Source organism: Cobetia sp. L2A1, assembly GCF_009796845.1.
Classification (GTDB): Bacteria; Pseudomonadota; Gammaproteobacteria; order Pseudomonadales; family Halomonadaceae; genus Cobetia.
In genome coordinates this window covers 3,933,530-3,949,155 of the sequence record NZ_CP047025.1, presented here as the reverse complement: position 1 = coordinate 3,949,155, position 15,626 = coordinate 3,933,530, and the positions used below count along the sequence as shown (strand labels likewise).

The following is a 15,626-nucleotide window of genomic DNA, read 5'->3' as shown; positions in this document are numbered from 1 at the left end:
AAGGTTTTGCTCGTGTAGCTCAGGGGTAGAGCACACCCTTGGTAAGGGTGAGGTCGGCGGTTCAAATCCGCCCACGAGCTCCATACAACGCAAGAGGCGAGTCGCTGTTTGGCTCGTATTTTTCGTTTCCGGCGACCTCCCAGGTCACGGTCAAAGATAAGGCTTGTCAGTTTGGGTTGTCTCAGCTATGATGGCGCCCGCTGTTCATTCAGCCTTGTTTTTAGTCTCTGGAACACGCAAGTGTTACAGGCCAGTAGCTCAATTGGCAGAGCAGCGGTCTCCAAAACCGCAGGTTGGGGGTTCGATTCCCTCCTGGCCTGCCATCCTTCCCCAGGATGGTATCGACTTCTTACCGATTCTCGATTCTAGCGATCGCTGCACCCTTGAGGAGTCTCTTTTGATGAAACAGAACGCCGAGGTGCAGGAAGCGCGCCACGACGGATTCAAGTGGTCAGTCGTCGTCATTCTTCTTGTGCTGGCTGTTGCCGGTAACGCCTATTTTGCTGACCAAGCGCTGCTTTATCGCGTGCTTGGCGTCGTCGTGCTTGGCGTTGCAGCGGCTGCGTTGGCTATCACTACCAACAAAGGTCGTGATGTTGTTGAGCTGGCGAGTAGTGCGCGCCGCGAGATCCAGCGCGTCGTTTGGCCGACCCGACAGGAAACTGTCCAGACAACTGCCATCGTGCTGGGTGCCGTGCTGATCGTGGGCCTGTTGCTATGGCTCATCGATACCACCCTCGGCTGGCTGATGTCCGGCATCGTCAGTTAACGGAGTTTCCATGTCCAAGCGTTGGTATGTCATACACGCCTATTCCGGTTTCGAAAAACAGGTGCTGCGTTCACTGACTGAACGCGTGAAGCTTTATGCCATGGAAGATCACTTCGGTGAAATTCTGGTGCCTGTCGAAGAAATCGTCGAGATGCGTGACGGCAAGCGCCGCAAGAGCGAGCGCAAGTTCTACCCTGGCTATGTGCTGATCGAAATGGAAATGAATGATCAGTCCTGGCACATGGTGAACGAAACCCCACGCGTCATGGGGTTCATTGGTGGTACTCCGGAAAAGCCGGCAGCAATCACCCAGAAAGAAGCGGATGCCATGCTGCAGCGCGTGCAGGATGGTACCGACAAGCCGCGGCCGAAGACGCTCTTCGAGCCGGGCGAAACAGTTCGCGTCACCGACGGTCCGTTTGCAGATTTCAACGGGGTTGTCGAGGAAGTGAATTATGAAAAAAGCCGGCTGCAGGTCAGCGTGCTGATCTTCGGTCGTGCTACGCCAGTGGAGCTCGAGTTCTCTCAGGTCGAGAAAGACTGATCTTCGGATCCGTATTTCTTTTTGAGTCGAAGCATCGCGGCAACATGACGGGTCGCCTGAGGCGGCCCGGTTTTACGGGGAGCCGCAAGGCGCTACCACCCATACTGGAGTCTTATCATGGCTAAGAAAGTCAATGCTTACATCAAGCTGCAGGTTGCAGCCGGTAAAGCAAATCCGAGCCCGCCCGTAGGTCCTGCCCTCGGTCAGCACGGTGTGAACATCATGGAGTTCTGTAAAGCGTTCAACGCCGCTACCCAGAACATCGAAGTCGGTCTGCCGACTCCTGTCGTGATCACCGTCTATTCTGATCGTAGCTTCACTTTCGTCACCAAGACGCCGCCTGCCGCCGTCCTGTTGCTGAAAGCTGCTGGCATCAAGTCTGGTTCTGGTGAGCCGAACAAGAAGAAGGTCGGTACTGTGACTCGCGCTCAGCTGGAAGAGATTGCGACCACTAAAGAGCCGGACCTGACAGCTTCCAATCTGGATGCTGCTGTTCGTACTATCGCTGGTACTGCCCGTAGTATGGGCCTGAACGTGGAGGGTCTTTGATCATGGCTAAAATTTCAAAGCGCGCCCAAGCGATCAACGAGAAAGTTGAAGCTGGCAAGGTCTACAGCGTCGAAGAAGCTGTTGCTCTGCTCTCCGAGCTGTCTACTGTCAAGTTCAAAGAAACTATCGAAGTTGCTCTGAACCTGGGTGTTGACCCGCGTAAATCCGATCAGGTCGTTCGCGGCGCTACCGTCATGCCTAACGGCACTGGTAACGAAGTGCGTGTTGCTGTCTTCACCCAGGGTGCCAACGCTGAAGCAGCGAAAGCAGCCGGTGCAGATATCGTCGGTATGGATGACCTCGCAGAGCAGGTCAAGAAGGGCGTGATGGATTTTGACGTCGTCATCGCTTCTCCGGATGCCATGCGCGTTGTCGGTCAGCTGGGTCAGATTCTTGGTCCGCGTGGCCTGATGCCGAACCCGAAAGTCGGTACTGTGACGCCGGACGTCGCAACTGCCGTCAAGAATGCCAAGGCTGGCCAGGTGCGTTTCCGCACCGACAAAAACGGCATCATTCATGCCGGTATCGGCAAGACCGACTTCAGTGCTGACTCCATTCAGGGTAACATTGACGCTCTGGTCGCCGAAGTCAAGAAGCTCAAGCCGAGCACTTCCAAGGGTATCTACCTGAAGAAGATTTCCCTGTCCAGCACCATGGGCCCGGGTCTGACCGTCGATCACGCCAAGTACGCGTAAGGCAGTCACAGAATGTTTCACTTTGCGGTCCCCGTGCTCAGCCGCGGGGCGCCGTCAAAGACCGCAGGTGCTAGCGTTGTTGCTCTGGTATCAAGGCTAGCTTAATCGCGAGGTGATGCTTGCATTGCTCGTAGCCTGCGCAGATGGTGTCCCAGCCTTGCTGGTGGCAACCATCATCCAAGACTCTCCCGCGCATTACAGGTGAGAGAGATGGTAAACCACTAGGGAATTCGTTCCCTGGCACGAAATGGAGTCAACACCGTGGCTTTAGGTCTCGAAGACAAGAAGGCAATTGTTGCTGAGGTCAGCGAAACCGCCAAGGGTGCTCTCTCCGTAGTCGCTGCCGACTCTCGTGGTGTTTCTGTTGGCGCAATGACCGAATTGCGTAAACAGTGCCGCGAAGCGGGCGTCCAGCTACGTGTTGTTCGCAACACGCTAGCTCGTCGCGCGCTGTCCGGCACCTCTTATGAGGTGCTGAATGAGTCCTTCGTCGGCCCGACACTGCTTGCATTCTCCATGGAACACCCGGGCGCTGGCGCTCGTTTGTTCAAGGAATTTGCCAAGAAAGTCGAGGCATTCGAAGTCAAGGCATTAGCCTACGAAGGCGAGTTCATCCCGGCGGCGAACATCGACCGTCTGGCATCTCTGCCGACTCGCGATGAAGCACTGTCCAAGCTGTTGTCTGTTATGAAGGAAGCTTCTGCAGGCAAGCTGGTCCGTACTATCGCAGCACTGCGCGATCAGAAGCAGGAAGCCGAAGCCGCCGCGTAAGCTGCGCTTCTTCCTCCTGGCTGTCTCGTGCAGCCTGAATCGATTTCCGTTTGACTGAGCATCTTTGCTCCGCAAAGTTTAGGATTGCTAAAATGGCACTGACCAAAGAAGACATCATCAACGCCGTCGCTGACATGACCGTCATGGAAGTGGCTGAGCTGATCGAAGCAATGGAAGAGAAATTCGGCGTTTCTGCCGCTGCCGCCGTCGCTGCTGGCCCGGCTGCTGCTGAAGTTGTTGAAGAACAGACTGAATTCGACGTCATTCTGACTGCTGCTGGTGACAAGAAAGTTAACGTCATCAAGGCTGTTCGTGAGCTGACTGGTCTGGGTCTGAAAGAAGCCAAGGCAACTGTCGATGCTGCACCGGCTACTGTGAAAGAAGCCCTGAGCAAAGACGACGCTGAAGCGGCGAAGAAGAAGTTGGAAGAAGCTGGCGCGTCCGTGGAACTCAAGTAACACGTGTTCCAAGCTGCGCACGCTGCGTAAGCTTCCAGGCTGGTGGCGGACTGACTCCGCCGCCAGCCTTTTTCTGTTGCAAGACGAATTATGACGGCGAGCCAGCCCGCAAGGGAGGCTTGCCGTCCGCGCCTGATGGACATCGCCGCGCCATCAGGATGAGCCGACCACGCATCGGTCACCCAAGGTGAACAAGCTGGGGAATACAGATGGCTTACTCATACACTGAGAAAAAACGCATCCGCAAGGATTTTGGCAAACTGCCCCAAGTGATGGATGTGCCTTACCTGCTGGCCATCCAGCTTGATTCCTACCACGACTTTCTCCAGCAGGACAGGGCGCCAGAACAGCGCCTGGAAGTCGGCCTTCACGCTGCCTTCAAGTCCGTGTTCCCGATTGCCAGCTTCTCTGGCAACGCAGCGCTCGAGTATGTCAGCTACCGCTTTGGTACGCCGGCGTTCGACGTCAAGGAATGTCAGCTGCGCGGAGTCACTTACTCTGCACCGCTGCGCGTGAAAGTGCGCCTGATGATCTATGACAAAGAATCGTCAAACAAGGCGATCAAGGACATCAAGGAGCAGGAAGTCTACATGGGGGAAATCCCCCTGATGACAGAGAACGGTACCTTCGTTATCAATGGTACCGAACGCGTCATCGTGTCTCAGCTACACCGCTCGCCGGGTGTGTTCTTCGACCATGACAAGGGCAAGAGCCACTCGTCCGGTAAGCTGTTGTACTCGGCACGTGTGATTCCTTACCGCGGTTCCTGGTTGGACTTCGAGTTTGATCCGAAGGACAACGTCTACGTCCGTATCGACCGTCGTCGTAAGCTGCCGGCCTCTGTGCTGTTGCGTGCCATGGGCATGACCAGCGAAGAGATTCTCGGTGCCTTCTTCGATACCACGATGTACAACATCGAGCGCAGCGGTTTCTCCGTTGAGCTTGTGCCGTCGCGCCTACGTGGCGAGACAGCCGCCTTCGATATCAAGGATAACGATGGCAGTGTGATCGTAGAGGAAGGTCGTCGTATCACCCAGAAGCACATCCGACAGATAGAATCCTCCGGCCTCAAGCATCTTGAAGTGCCGATGGACTATCTGTACGGCAAGGTGCTGGCCAAGGATCAGGTTGATTCGGCCACTGGTGAGCTGATATGCGAAAGCAACAGCGAGATTACCCCGGAACTGTTGGAGAAAATGGCTCAGGCCAAGATCACTCAGTTCGAGGTCATCTACACCAATGATCTGGATTGCGGCCCGTTTGTTTCCGACACGCTGAAGCTGGATGGCACGCGCAATCAGCTTGAAGCACTGGTCGAGATTTATCGCATGATGCGTCCGGGCGAGCCGCCCACGAAGGACGCTGCAGAATCCTTGTTCCAGAATTTGTTCTTCAACGAAGACCGCTACGACTTGTCGGGCGTGGGTCGTATGAAGTTCAACCGTCGTCTGCGTCGTGAAACCGACACTGGCAGCGGTGTATTGGGCCAGGACGATATTCTGACGGTCATGCAAGAGCTGATCAGTATCCGTAACGGCAATGGCGATGTCGATGACATTGACCACCTGGGTAACCGTCGTATTCGCTCTGTGGGCGAAATGGCGGAGAACCAGTTCCGTGTCGGTCTGGTGCGTGTCGAGCGTGCGGTCAAGGAACGTCTTTCCATGGCGGAGAGCGAAGGCCTGATGCCGCAGGATCTCATCAACGCCAAGCCGGTTGCGGCAGCGGTGAAAGAATTCTTCGGTTCTAGCCAGCTTTCCCAGTTCATGGATCAGAACAATCCGTTGTCTGAGGTGACGCACAAGCGTCGTGTCTCAGCGCTCGGCCCGGGTGGTTTGACTCGTGAGCGCGCCGGCTTTGAAGTTCGTGACGTACACGCCACGCACTACGGTCGTCTGTGCCCGATCGAAACACCTGAAGGCCCGAACATCGGTCTGATCAACTCGTTGGCGACCTACTCCAAGACCAATAGCTATGGCTTCCTCGAGACGCCGTACCGCAAGGTCGTGGATTGTCAGGTCACTGACGATGTCGTTGATCTGTCAGCAATTGAGGAAGGCGATTTCATCATCGCCCAGGCCTCTGCGACTGTCGACGAGAATAACCGATTGGTAGATGCCCTGGTTCAGGTGCGTCACCGCGGTGAGACCACCTTCATGGCACCGGGAAAAGTGACCATGATGGATGTATCTCCGCGTCAGGTCGTCTCTGTCGCTGCAGCATTGATTCCGTTCCTCGAGCACGATGATGCCAACCGTGCCTTGATGGGTGCGAACATGCAGCGTCAGGCCGTTCCGACCCTGCGTGCTGACAAGCCGCTCGTCGGTACTGGCATGGAGCGCTTCGTTGCACGTGACTCCGGTGTCTGTGCCGTGGCACGCCGTGGTGGTCTCATCGATTCTGTCGATGCCAAGCGCATCGTGGTACGTGTGCGGGAAGAAGAAATCATCGGCGGTGAAGCCGGCGTTGATATCTACAACCTGACCAAATACGTGCGCTCGAACCAGAATACCTGTCAGAACCAGCGCCCGATCGTGCGTCCGGGTGACGAAGTTGCTATCGGCGATATCCTTGCCGACGGTCCGTCCGTCGACATGGGTGACCTGGCGCTGGGTCAGAACATGCGTCTGGCGTTCATGCCTTGGAATGGCTTCAACTTCGAGGATTCCATCCTGTTCTCGGAGCGGGTGGTGCAGGAAGATCGCTTTACCACGATCCACATCCAGGAACTGACCTGTGTCGCACGTGACACCAAGCTCGGGCCGGAAGAAATCACGTCCGATATTCCGAATGTCGGCGAATCTGCACTCTCCAAGCTGGACGAGTCGGGGGTTGTCTACATCGGTGCCGAGCTGAACCCGGGCGATATTCTGGTCGGCAAGGTCACACCGAAAGGTGAGACCCAGCTGACACCGGAAGAGAAGCTCTTACGTGCCATCTTTGGTGAGAAGGCGTCTGACGTCAAAGACACCTCTCTGCGCGCCCCGACCGGCATGAAGGCGACCGTCATTGACGTTCAAGTCTTCACCCGTGATGGCGTCGAGAAAGATGCGCGTGCACTGTCCATCGAGCAGATGCAGCTCGCTGAGGTCCGTAAGGACCTGCAGGAAACCTACCGCATTGCGGAAGAGGCGACCTTCGAGCGTATGCAGCGCAACTTGATGGGTCAGGCAGTCAACGGTGGACCGAAGCTCAAGAAGGGCGACGTACTGACTGATGACTATCTGGAGTCCCTGCCGCGTCAGGAGTGGTTCAAACTGCGTCTGCAGGATGAAGCGCTCAACGAATTGCTTGCTCAGTCCGATGAGCAGCTCGAGATTCGTCGTCGTGAGATGGATGAGCGTTTTGAAGACAAGAAGCGCAAGCTCACTCAGGGTGATGATCTGGCGCCAGGCGTACTCAAGATCGTCAAGGTATATGTCGCCGTGAAGCGTCGTATCCAGCCGGGTGACAAGATGGCTGGTCGTCACGGTAACAAGGGTGTCATCTCCGCAATCATGCCGGTAGAAGACATGCCGTTTGATGATTCTGGCGAATCGGTTGACGTGGTTCTGAATCCGTTGGGTGTGCCGTCGCGCATGAACGTTGGTCAGATCCTCGAGACTCACCTCGGCATGGCTGCGCGTGGTCTCGGTGTGAAGATTGAGCACATGCTGCGCGAAGAACGTGCCGAGCAGGTCAAGCAGATCCGTGAGTTCCTCGACAAGGTTTACAATACTGTCGGTGGCCGTCAGGAAGACCTGTCCGTGCTAAGCGATGATGAAATCATCTCCATGGCTCATAACCTGAAGAAAGGTGTGCCGATGGCAACGCCGGTCTTCGATGGTGCCAAGGAGCATGAGATCAAGCAGCTGCTCACGTTGGCAGGCATCCCGGAATCCGGTCAGATGGATCTCTACGATGGCCGCACCGGCGAGAAGTTCGATCGCAAGGTGACCGTCGGTTACATGTACATGCTCAAGCTCAACCACTTGGTGGATGACAAGATGCATGCGCGTTCTACCGGCTCCTACTCCCTCGTCACGCAGCAGCCGCTGGGTGGTAAGGCGCAGTTCGGTGGTCAGCGCTTCGGTGAGATGGAGGTCTGGGCCCTCGAGGCGTATGGCGCTGCCTACACCCTCCAGGAGATGCTCACGGTCAAGTCCGATGATGTGGAAGGCCGTACCAAGATGTACAAGAGCATCGTAGATGGCGATCACACTATGCAAGCGGGCATGCCCGAATCCTTCAACGTGCTGGTGAAGGAAATCCGCTCGCTGGGTATCGACATGGAGCTGGAAGGCTGACGCCGAAAAGCCACAAGTTTGACGGTCCGCAAAGCCTGGTGTCAGCAGCCAGGCTTTGCCCATGACAACTCCGCAGCGGAGCGACCCATGAAAGATTTGGTGAAAGTTCTCAAATCACAGGCGCAGTCCGAAGAATTCGACGCTATCAAGATTACCTTGGCGTCACCGGACATGATTCGCTCGTGGTCTTTTGGTGAAGTGAAAAAGCCTGAAACCATCAATTACCGGACATTCAAGCCGGAACGTGATGGTCTTTTCTGTGCCAAGATCTTTGGCCCGGTAAAGGACTACGAGTGCCTGTGTGGCAAGTACAAGCGGATGAAGCATCGCGGCATCATCTGTGAAAAGTGTGGCGTAGAAGTGACCAAGGCGGCAGTGCGTCGTGAGCGTATGGCTCACATCGAACTGGCAAGCCCGGTCGCGCATATCTGGTTTCTGAAATCACTGCCGTCCCGTATCGGCATGCTACTTGATATGACGTTGCGTGATATCGAACGCGTGCTGTATTTCGAGAGCTTCGTGGTCATCGATCCGGGCATGACGACTCTTGAAAAGGGTCATCTGCTCAACGATGAGCAATACTTCGAAGCGCTGGAAGAATTCGGCGATGACTTCGATGCCCGCATGGGTGCCGAAGCGATCAAGGCGTTGCTCGAAGATATCGAGCTCGAAGAAGAAGTCGAGCGTCTGCGTGAAGAGATCCCGCAGACCAACTCCGAGACCAAGATCAAGAAGCTTTCCAAGCGCCTCAAGCTGCTGGAAGCCTTCTACTATTCCGGCAACAAGCCGGGCTGGATGATCATGGAAGTACTGCCAGTGCTGCCGCCGGACTTGCGTCCGCTGGTGCCGCTGGACGGTGGCCGCTTCGCGACGTCGGATCTCAACGATCTGTATCGTCGGGTGATCAACCGTAACAACCGTCTCAAGCGTCTGCTCGACCTCAATGCGCCGGATATCATCGTGCGCAACGAGAAGCGCATGCTGCAGGAATCCGTGGATGCTCTGCTCGACAATGGTCGTCGCGGTCGTGCCATCACCGGTTCCAACAAGCGTCCGCTGAAGTCGCTTGCTGACATGATCAAAGGCAAGCAGGGGCGTTTCCGTCAGAACTTGCTGGGCAAGCGCGTCGATTACTCTGGTCGTTCCGTCATCACTGTCGGCCCGACTCTGCGTCTGCACCAGTGCGGTCTGCCGAAGAAGATGGCACTCGAGCTGTTCAAGCCGTTCATCTATGCCAAGCTGCAAGCATCAGGTCATGCCAGCACCATCAAGGCTGCCAAGAAGATGGTCGAGCGTGAAGCGCCCGAAGTATGGGACTTCCTCGCTGACGTCATTCGTGAGCATCCGGTGCTGTTGAACCGCGCTCCGACACTGCACCGTCTGGGTATCCAGGCGTTCGAGCCGCTGCTGATCGAAGGCAAGGCCATCCAGCTTCACCCGCTAGTCTGCGCTGCATACAACGCCGACTTTGATGGTGACCAGATGGCTGTTCACGTACCGCTGACGCTGGAAGCTCAGCTGGAATCGCGTGCGCTGATGATGTCGACCAACAACGTGCTGTCGCCGGCCAACGGCGAGCCGATCATCGTGCCGTCTCAGGACGTCGTGCTGGGTCTGTACTACATGACCCGCGAGAAGATCGGTGCCAAGGGTGAGGGCATGGCCTTCGCGAATCTGGGTGAAGTTGAGCGTGCCTTTGGCACTCACAATGCTCACCTGCACGCGATGGTCAAGGTACGTCTGACCGAAACGCTCAAGGACGACGAGTCCGGTGAGCTGTACGAGAAGACTTCCTTGCATGACACCACTGTCGGACGGGCGCTGTTGTTCCGCATCCTGCCGAAAGGCATGCCGTTTGAGCTGATCAACCAGGTGATGAAGAAGAAGGCCATCTCTGGACTGATCAACGAGGCATATCGTCGCGTGGGTCTGAAAGACACCGTGATCTTTGCCGATCAGCTGATGTATACCGGCTTCCGTCTTGCGACGTGGTCTGGCGCCTCCATCGGTGTCAATGACTTCGTCATCCCGGACGCGAAGAAGGTCATCATCGACGCAGCTGAAGACGAAGTGAAAGAAATCGAGAACCAGTTCTCCTCAGGTCTTGTGACCGCGGGTGAGAAATATAACAAGGTCATCGATATCTGGGCCCGTGCCAACGATCGCGTTGCCAAAGAGATGATGGCCGGTATCTCGAAAGAGACCGTCATCAACTGGAAAGGCGAAGTGGTCTACGGCGAAGATGGCAAGCCGCTGGAGCAGGACTCCTTCAACAGCGTCTTCATCATGGCTGACTCCGGTGCACGTGGTTCTGCTGCGCAGATCCGTCAGCTAGCCGGTATGCGTGGCCTGATGGCCAAGCCGGATGGCTCGATCATCGAGACGCCGATCACCGCCAACTTCCGTGAAGGTTTGAACGTACTCCAGTACTTCATCTCGACTCACGGTGCCCGTAAGGGTCTGGCGGATACGGCTCTGAAGACCGCCAACTCCGGTTACCTGACGCGTCGTCTGGTTGATGTTGCCCAGGATCTGGTCATCACCGAAGTCGATTGTGGTACTCAGGAAGGCTTGATTCTGCACCCGGTCATCGAGGGTGGCGACATCATCGTCCCGCTGTCCCAGCGTGTGTTGGGGCGTGTCGTGGCACAGGATGTCATTGATCCGGCGTCTGACGACGTGTTGATTGCGCGCGGCACGCTGCTGGATGAAGCCTGGTGTGCACAGCTCGATACCATGGGTGTCGACGAGATCATCGTGCGTACCACCATCGGTTGTGAAACCGTGCATGGTGTCTGTGCGGCCTGTTACGGGCGCGACCTGGCGCGAGGCCATCAAGTCAACGTCGGTGAGGCTATTGGTGTCATCGCGGCACAGTCCATCGGTGAGCCCGGCACCCAGCTGACCATGCGTACCTTCCACATCGGTGGTGCCGCGTCGCGGGCCTCTGCAGTGGATAGTGTGCAGGTCAAGCATGGTGGCAAGGTACGTCTGCATAACATCAAGTCGGTTGAACGTGCTGATGGCAAGCTGATTGTCGTGTCGCGTTCCAGCGCCTTGGCTGTGGCAGATGATCACGGTCGTGAGCGTGAATTCTATAAGCTGCCGTATGGTGCTGAACTTTCCATACGTGATGGCGATCCGGTTGCTTCCGGTCAGTCTGTTGCCAAGTGGGATCCGCACACCCACCCGATTGTCGCGGAAGTCGCGGGTCAGGTGCAGTTCACTGATATGGATGATGGTCAGACCATCAACCGTACCACTGATGAGATGACAGGCTTGTCCTTCATCGAGATCATCGAAAGCGCCTCACGCCCGTCTGCGGCTCGTGACAAGCGTCCGATGATCATGCTGGTGGATGCCAGTGGTCAGCACGTGACTCTGCCGGGCTCCAATACGCCGGTACAGTACCTCCTGCCGGGTAATGCTATTGTCTCCGCGGAGAATGGCGCGACTGTCGGTGTCGGTGACGTCATCGCACGTATCCCGATGGAAGCGACCAGTAACAAGGACATCACCGGTGGTTTGCCGCGCGTTGCCGATTTGTTTGAAGCTCGTCGTCCGAAGGAACCGGCTATTCTTGCCGAGATCTCCGGTACTGTGACCTTCGGCAAGGAAACCAAGGGCAAGCGTCGTCTGACCATCACCCCGACTGAAGGTGATCCGTTCGAACTGTTGATCCCGAAATGGCGTCAAATCAGCGTCTTCGAAGGGGAAACGGTCGAGAAGGGCGAAGTCATTTCCGATGGCCCAAGCAATGCGCACGATATTCTGCGTCTGCTGGGTGTTGCGGAAATGACCAAGTACATCACTACCGAGGTCCAGGAGGTCTATCGCCTCCAGGGTGTTGGCATCAACGATAAGCACATTGAAGTTATCGTGCGTCAGATGCTGCGTAAGGTAGAGATTACTGACTCTGGTGATTCCACCTTCATCACCGGCGACCAGGTGGAATACGCCCGTGTCGTTGAGCAAAATTTGCGTCTCGAGGCCGATGGCAAGTTCTTGGCCAAGTTCGATCGCATCCTGCTCGGTATCACCAAGGCGAGTCTGGCAACCGAATCGTTCATCTCCGCGGCGTCCTTCCAGGAAACCACGCGAGTTCTGACCGAAGCGGCTGTTACCGGCAAGCGCGACTATCTCCGTGGTTTGAAGGAGAACGTCGTGGTCGGTCGCCTGATTCCGGCGGGTACTGGCTTGGCTTACCACGACGAGCGTCGCCGCCGTCGTGATGGCCTTCCGCTCGCACCGGCCCCGTCGGCACAGGACGTTGAGCAAGAGCTGGGTGCCCAGCTCACTGCGCTCGACGCGGACGACGACGACCTCTGAGGTCTTGCAACCCCGCCGTCTCTGACGGCGGGGTTGACGCCCTTGTGGCCCAAGCCCTAGAATATGCAGCCTTTAACAGTAGGGCGGGTAAATCCTGTCTTGCTGTTGGAAGGCAGTACAACCCATTGGAGCAAGCAAATGGCAACCGTTAACCAGCTCGTGCGCAAGCCGCGCAAGCGTCAGGTCACGAAAAGCGACGTCCCTGCGCTGCAGGCATGTCCGCAGAAGCGTGGCGTGTGTACTCGTGTATACACTACTACCCCGAAGAAGCCGAACTCCGCACTCCGTAAGGTTTGCCGCGTTCGTCTGACCAACGGCTTCGAAGTCACTTCGTACATCGGCGGTGAAGGTCACAACCTTCAGGAACACTCTGTTGTTCTGATCCGTGGCGGTCGTGTGAAGGATTTGCCGGGTGTCCGTTACCACACAGTTCGTGGTGCACTGGATACCTCTGGCGTGCAAGGTCGTAAGCAAGGTCGTTCCAAGTACGGCGCCAAGCGCCCGAAAGTCTAAATCAAAGTTTAATATCGGTCTGATAAGAGTAAGGTCGGGCGTCGCGTCTATCGCGAAGCATCCCGGGTTTACCTGAAGGACCCTTCTACTGAGGGCTTATCATGCCTAGAAGACGTGTAGCAGCTAAGCGCGAAATTCTCCCGGATCCTAAGTTCGGAAGCGAGCGCCTGGCCAAGTTCATGAACCACTTGATGTTCAGCGGCAAGAAATCTGTTGCCGAGCGCATCGTTTATGGTGCCCTCGATCGCGTTGCCGAACGCTCCAATGAAGACCCGCTGGACCTCTTCGACAAGGCGCTGGAAGCCATTCAGCCGATGGTTGAAGTGAAATCCCGTCGTGTCGGTGGTGCAACTTACCAGGTGCCGGTCGAAGTTCGTCCTTCCCGCCGTCATGCGCTTGCCATGCGCTGGCTGGTGGACGCTGCGCGCAAGCGCGGCGAAAAGACCATGGTGCAGCGTCTCTCTGGTGAGATCCTGGATGCCGCTGAAGGCAAGGGTTCTGCTGTGAAGAAGCGTGAAGACGTGCATCGCATGGCGGAAGCCAACAAGGCCTTCTCCCACTACCGCTTCTAAACAACGGGGATACTCACCGTGGCACGCAAGACTCCACTTAAGCGTTACCGCAATATCGGTATCGTGGCTCACGTTGACGCCGGTAAGACGACTACTACCGAGCGTGTCTTGTTCTATACTGGCCTGTCTCACAAGGTCGGCGAAGTCCACGATGGCGCAGCCACCATGGACTGGATGGAGCAAGAGCAGGAACGTGGCATCACGATCACCTCTGCGGCGACCACCTGCTTCTGGCAGGGCATGAACAAGCAGTTCGACGAGCACCGCATCAATATCATTGATACTCCGGGGCACGTTGACTTCACTGTTGAAGTCGAGCGTTCACTGCGTGTTCTCGATGGCGCGGTCGTTGTGCTGTGTGCTTCTTCCGGTGTCCAGCCGCAGACAGAAACTGTCTGGCGTCAGGCTAACCGTTATGAAGTGCCGCGTCTGATCTTCGTCAACAAGATGGACCGTGCTGGCGCAGACTTCTTCATGGTTGTTGACCAGGTGCGCAAGCGTCTGGGTGCCAACGCTGTGCCGATCCAGATCAACTGGGGCGCAGAAGAAGAGTTCAAGGGCGTTATCGATCTTCTCAAGATGAAGGCGATCGTCTGGAACGAAGACAACCACGGCATGAACCATGAGCTGATCGACATTCCGGCTGATCTGCAAGAAACAGCTGCTGAATGGCGTGAGCATATGCTTGAGGCTGCTGCTGAAGCGTCTGAAGAGCTGATGGACAAGTACCTTGAAGAAGGCGAACTCACCGAGGAAGAAGTCAAGGCCGCGCTGCGTCAGCGCACCCTGGCTAACGAAATCTGCCTCGTGACCTGTGGTTCTGCTTTCAAGAACAAGGGTGTCCAGGCTGTTTTGGATGCGGTCATCGAATACATGCCGTCTCCGCTTGAAGTCAAAGCCATCGAAGGTGAGCTTGACGACAAAGACGGCACTATCGAGACACGTGAAGCAGACGACAATGCACCGTTCGCGGCGCTTGCGTTCAAGATTGCCACCGATCCGTTCGTGGGTACTCTGACCTTCATTCGCGTCTATTCCGGCGTGCTGAAGTCTGGTGACGGCGTCTTCAACTCCGTCAAGAGCAAGAAGGAGCGTGTTGGGCGTATCGTCCAGATGCACGCTAACTCTCGCGAGGAGATCAAGGAAGTGTACGCTGGTGATATCGCCGCGTGCATCGGTCTGAAAGACGTGACCACCGGGGATACCCTGTGTGATCCGGACAACAAGATCGTCCTTGAGCGTATGGAATTCCCGGAGCCGGTGATTTCTGTTGCTGTTGAGCCGAAATCCAAGGCTGACCAGGAAAAGATGGGTGTTGCACTGGGCAAGCTTGCTCAGGAAGATCCGTCGTTCCGTGTCGAGACTGACGAAGAGTCAGGTCAGACGATTATCTCTGGCATGGGTGAGCTTCACTTGGACATCCTCGTTGACCGTATGCGTCGCGAGTTCAATGTTGAAGCTAACATCGGCAAGCCGCAGGTGGCTTATCGTGAAACCATCCGTACCAAGGTCGAGCAGGAAGGTAAGTTTGTTCGTCAGTCCGGCGGTCGTGGTCAGTTTGGTCACGTCTGGCTTCGCATTGAGCCTCTGACTGCAGAGGACAAGGGCGACGACGAGGAAATGACCTTCAAGTTCGTGTCCGAGGTCGTCGGTGGTGCGGTTCCGAAGGAATACGTGCCTGCCGTCGAGAAGGGCGCCGCTGAGCAGCTCAAAAATGGTGTCATCGCCGGCTATCCGATGATTGACGTCAAGGTAACGCTGTTCGATGGTTCCTACCACGACGTCGACTCTAACGAGACTGCGTTCAAGGTTGCCTCTTCCATGGCAATCAAGGCGGGCGCCCCGAAAGCGGGTGCTGTGCTGCTTGAGCCGCTCATGAAAGTCGAAGTCGTCACACCTGAAGATTTCATGGGTGACGTCATGGGCGATCTGAACCGTCGTCGTGGTCTCGTTCAGGGCATGGATGACTCTTCCACTGGTAAGATCATCAATGCACTGGTGCCGCTGGGTGAGATGTTCGGTTATGCAACCGATCTACGCTCACAGACCCAGGGCCGCGCAAGCTACTCCATGGAGTTTGCGAAATACGACGAAGCGCCGAACAGCATCGTCGAAGCCGTCATCAATCAGAAGTAACCGA

Annotated in this window: 11 protein-coding genes and 2 tRNA genes; all 13 read left to right on the top strand. The window is 56.3% G+C overall.

Annotated elements, in window-relative coordinates; translation table 11 throughout:
- Positions 1-8 precede the first annotated feature (8 nt).
- Positions 9-83, top strand: a tRNA-Thr gene (locus tag GQR90_RS16820).
- A gap of 164 nt (positions 84-247) precedes the next feature.
- Positions 248-323 (top strand) — tRNA-Trp (locus GQR90_RS16815).
- A 77-nt stretch (positions 324-400) separates the two neighbouring features.
- A complete protein-coding gene (secE, locus tag GQR90_RS16810) occupies positions 401-769 on the top strand; it encodes a preprotein translocase subunit SecE (protein ID WP_043334897.1) in 369 nt (122 codons plus the stop codon).
- A gap of 10 nt (positions 770-779) precedes the next feature.
- Complete coding sequence (nusG, locus tag GQR90_RS16805; RefSeq protein ID WP_024950642.1) at positions 780-1,313, top strand: transcription termination/antitermination protein NusG; 534 nt, start codon at positions 780-782, stop codon at positions 1,311-1,313.
- 117 nt (positions 1,314-1,430) lie between these two features.
- Positions 1,431-1,862 carry a 50S ribosomal protein L11 gene (gene rplK / locus GQR90_RS16800; protein ID WP_158775076.1) on the top strand — a complete coding sequence of 144 codons (432 nt, stop codon included), beginning with the start codon at positions 1,431-1,433 and terminating at the stop codon, positions 1,860-1,862.
- A 2-nt stretch (positions 1,863-1,864) separates the two neighbouring features.
- On the top strand, positions 1,865-2,557 hold the full coding sequence (gene rplA / locus GQR90_RS16795) for a 50S ribosomal protein L1 (protein ID WP_158775075.1): 693 nt from the start codon (positions 1,865-1,867) through the stop codon (positions 2,555-2,557).
- A gap of 261 nt (positions 2,558-2,818) precedes the next feature.
- Positions 2,819-3,328 carry a 50S ribosomal protein L10 gene (gene rplJ / locus GQR90_RS16790; RefSeq protein WP_158775074.1) on the top strand — a complete coding sequence of 170 codons (510 nt, stop codon included), beginning with the start codon at positions 2,819-2,821 and terminating at the stop codon, positions 3,326-3,328.
- Positions 3,329-3,420: 92 nt separating this feature from the next.
- Complete coding sequence (gene rplL, locus GQR90_RS16785; RefSeq protein WP_158775637.1) at positions 3,421-3,786, top strand: 50S ribosomal protein L7/L12; 366 nt, start codon at positions 3,421-3,423, stop codon at positions 3,784-3,786.
- Positions 3,787-3,995: 209 nt separating this feature from the next.
- Entirely contained in the window at positions 3,996-8,072 is a 4,077-nt protein-coding gene (gene rpoB, locus GQR90_RS16780) for a DNA-directed RNA polymerase subunit beta (protein WP_158775073.1), read from the top strand.
- An 87-nt stretch (positions 8,073-8,159) separates the two neighbouring features.
- On the top strand, positions 8,160-12,401 hold the full coding sequence (gene rpoC / locus GQR90_RS16775; protein ID WP_158775072.1) for a DNA-directed RNA polymerase subunit beta': 4,242 nt from the start codon (positions 8,160-8,162) through the stop codon (positions 12,399-12,401).
- 138 nt (positions 12,402-12,539) lie between these two features.
- Positions 12,540-12,914, top strand: coding sequence for a 30S ribosomal protein S12 (rpsL, locus tag GQR90_RS16770; RefSeq protein ID WP_024950647.1), 375 nt, complete (start codon positions 12,540-12,542; stop codon positions 12,912-12,914).
- 101 nt (positions 12,915-13,015) lie between these two features.
- A complete protein-coding gene (gene rpsG, locus GQR90_RS16765) occupies positions 13,016-13,486 on the top strand; it encodes a 30S ribosomal protein S7 (protein ID WP_024950648.1) in 471 nt (156 codons plus the stop codon).
- A gap of 18 nt (positions 13,487-13,504) precedes the next feature.
- Positions 13,505-15,622 carry an elongation factor G gene (gene fusA, locus GQR90_RS16760; RefSeq protein WP_158775071.1) on the top strand — a complete coding sequence of 706 codons (2,118 nt, stop codon included), beginning with the start codon at positions 13,505-13,507 and terminating at the stop codon, positions 15,620-15,622.
- Positions 15,623-15,626: the final 4 nt, after the last annotated feature.

Bases quoted from the DNA above. Each gene is read 5' to 3' on its own strand.
- secE (WP_043334897.1), top strand. From the start codon at position 401: ATGAAACAGAACGCCGAGGTGCAGGAAGCGCGCCACGACGGATTCAAG.
- nusG (WP_024950642.1), top strand. From the start codon at position 780: ATGTCCAAGCGTTGGTATGTCATACACGCCTATTCCGGTTTCGAAAAA.
- rplK (WP_158775076.1), top strand. From the start codon at position 1,431: ATGGCTAAGAAAGTCAATGCTTACATCAAGCTGCAGGTTGCAGCCGGT.
- rplA (WP_158775075.1), top strand. From the start codon at position 1,865: ATGGCTAAAATTTCAAAGCGCGCCCAAGCGATCAACGAGAAAGTTGAA.
- rplL (WP_158775637.1), top strand. From the start codon at position 3,421: ATGGCACTGACCAAAGAAGACATCATCAACGCCGTCGCTGACATGACC.
- rpoB (WP_158775073.1), top strand. From the start codon at position 3,996: ATGGCTTACTCATACACTGAGAAAAAACGCATCCGCAAGGATTTTGGC.
- rpoC (WP_158775072.1), top strand. From the start codon at position 8,160: ATGAAAGATTTGGTGAAAGTTCTCAAATCACAGGCGCAGTCCGAAGAA.
- rpsL (WP_024950647.1), top strand. From the start codon at position 12,540: ATGGCAACCGTTAACCAGCTCGTGCGCAAGCCGCGCAAGCGTCAGGTC.
- rpsG (WP_024950648.1), top strand. From the start codon at position 13,016: ATGCCTAGAAGACGTGTAGCAGCTAAGCGCGAAATTCTCCCGGATCCT.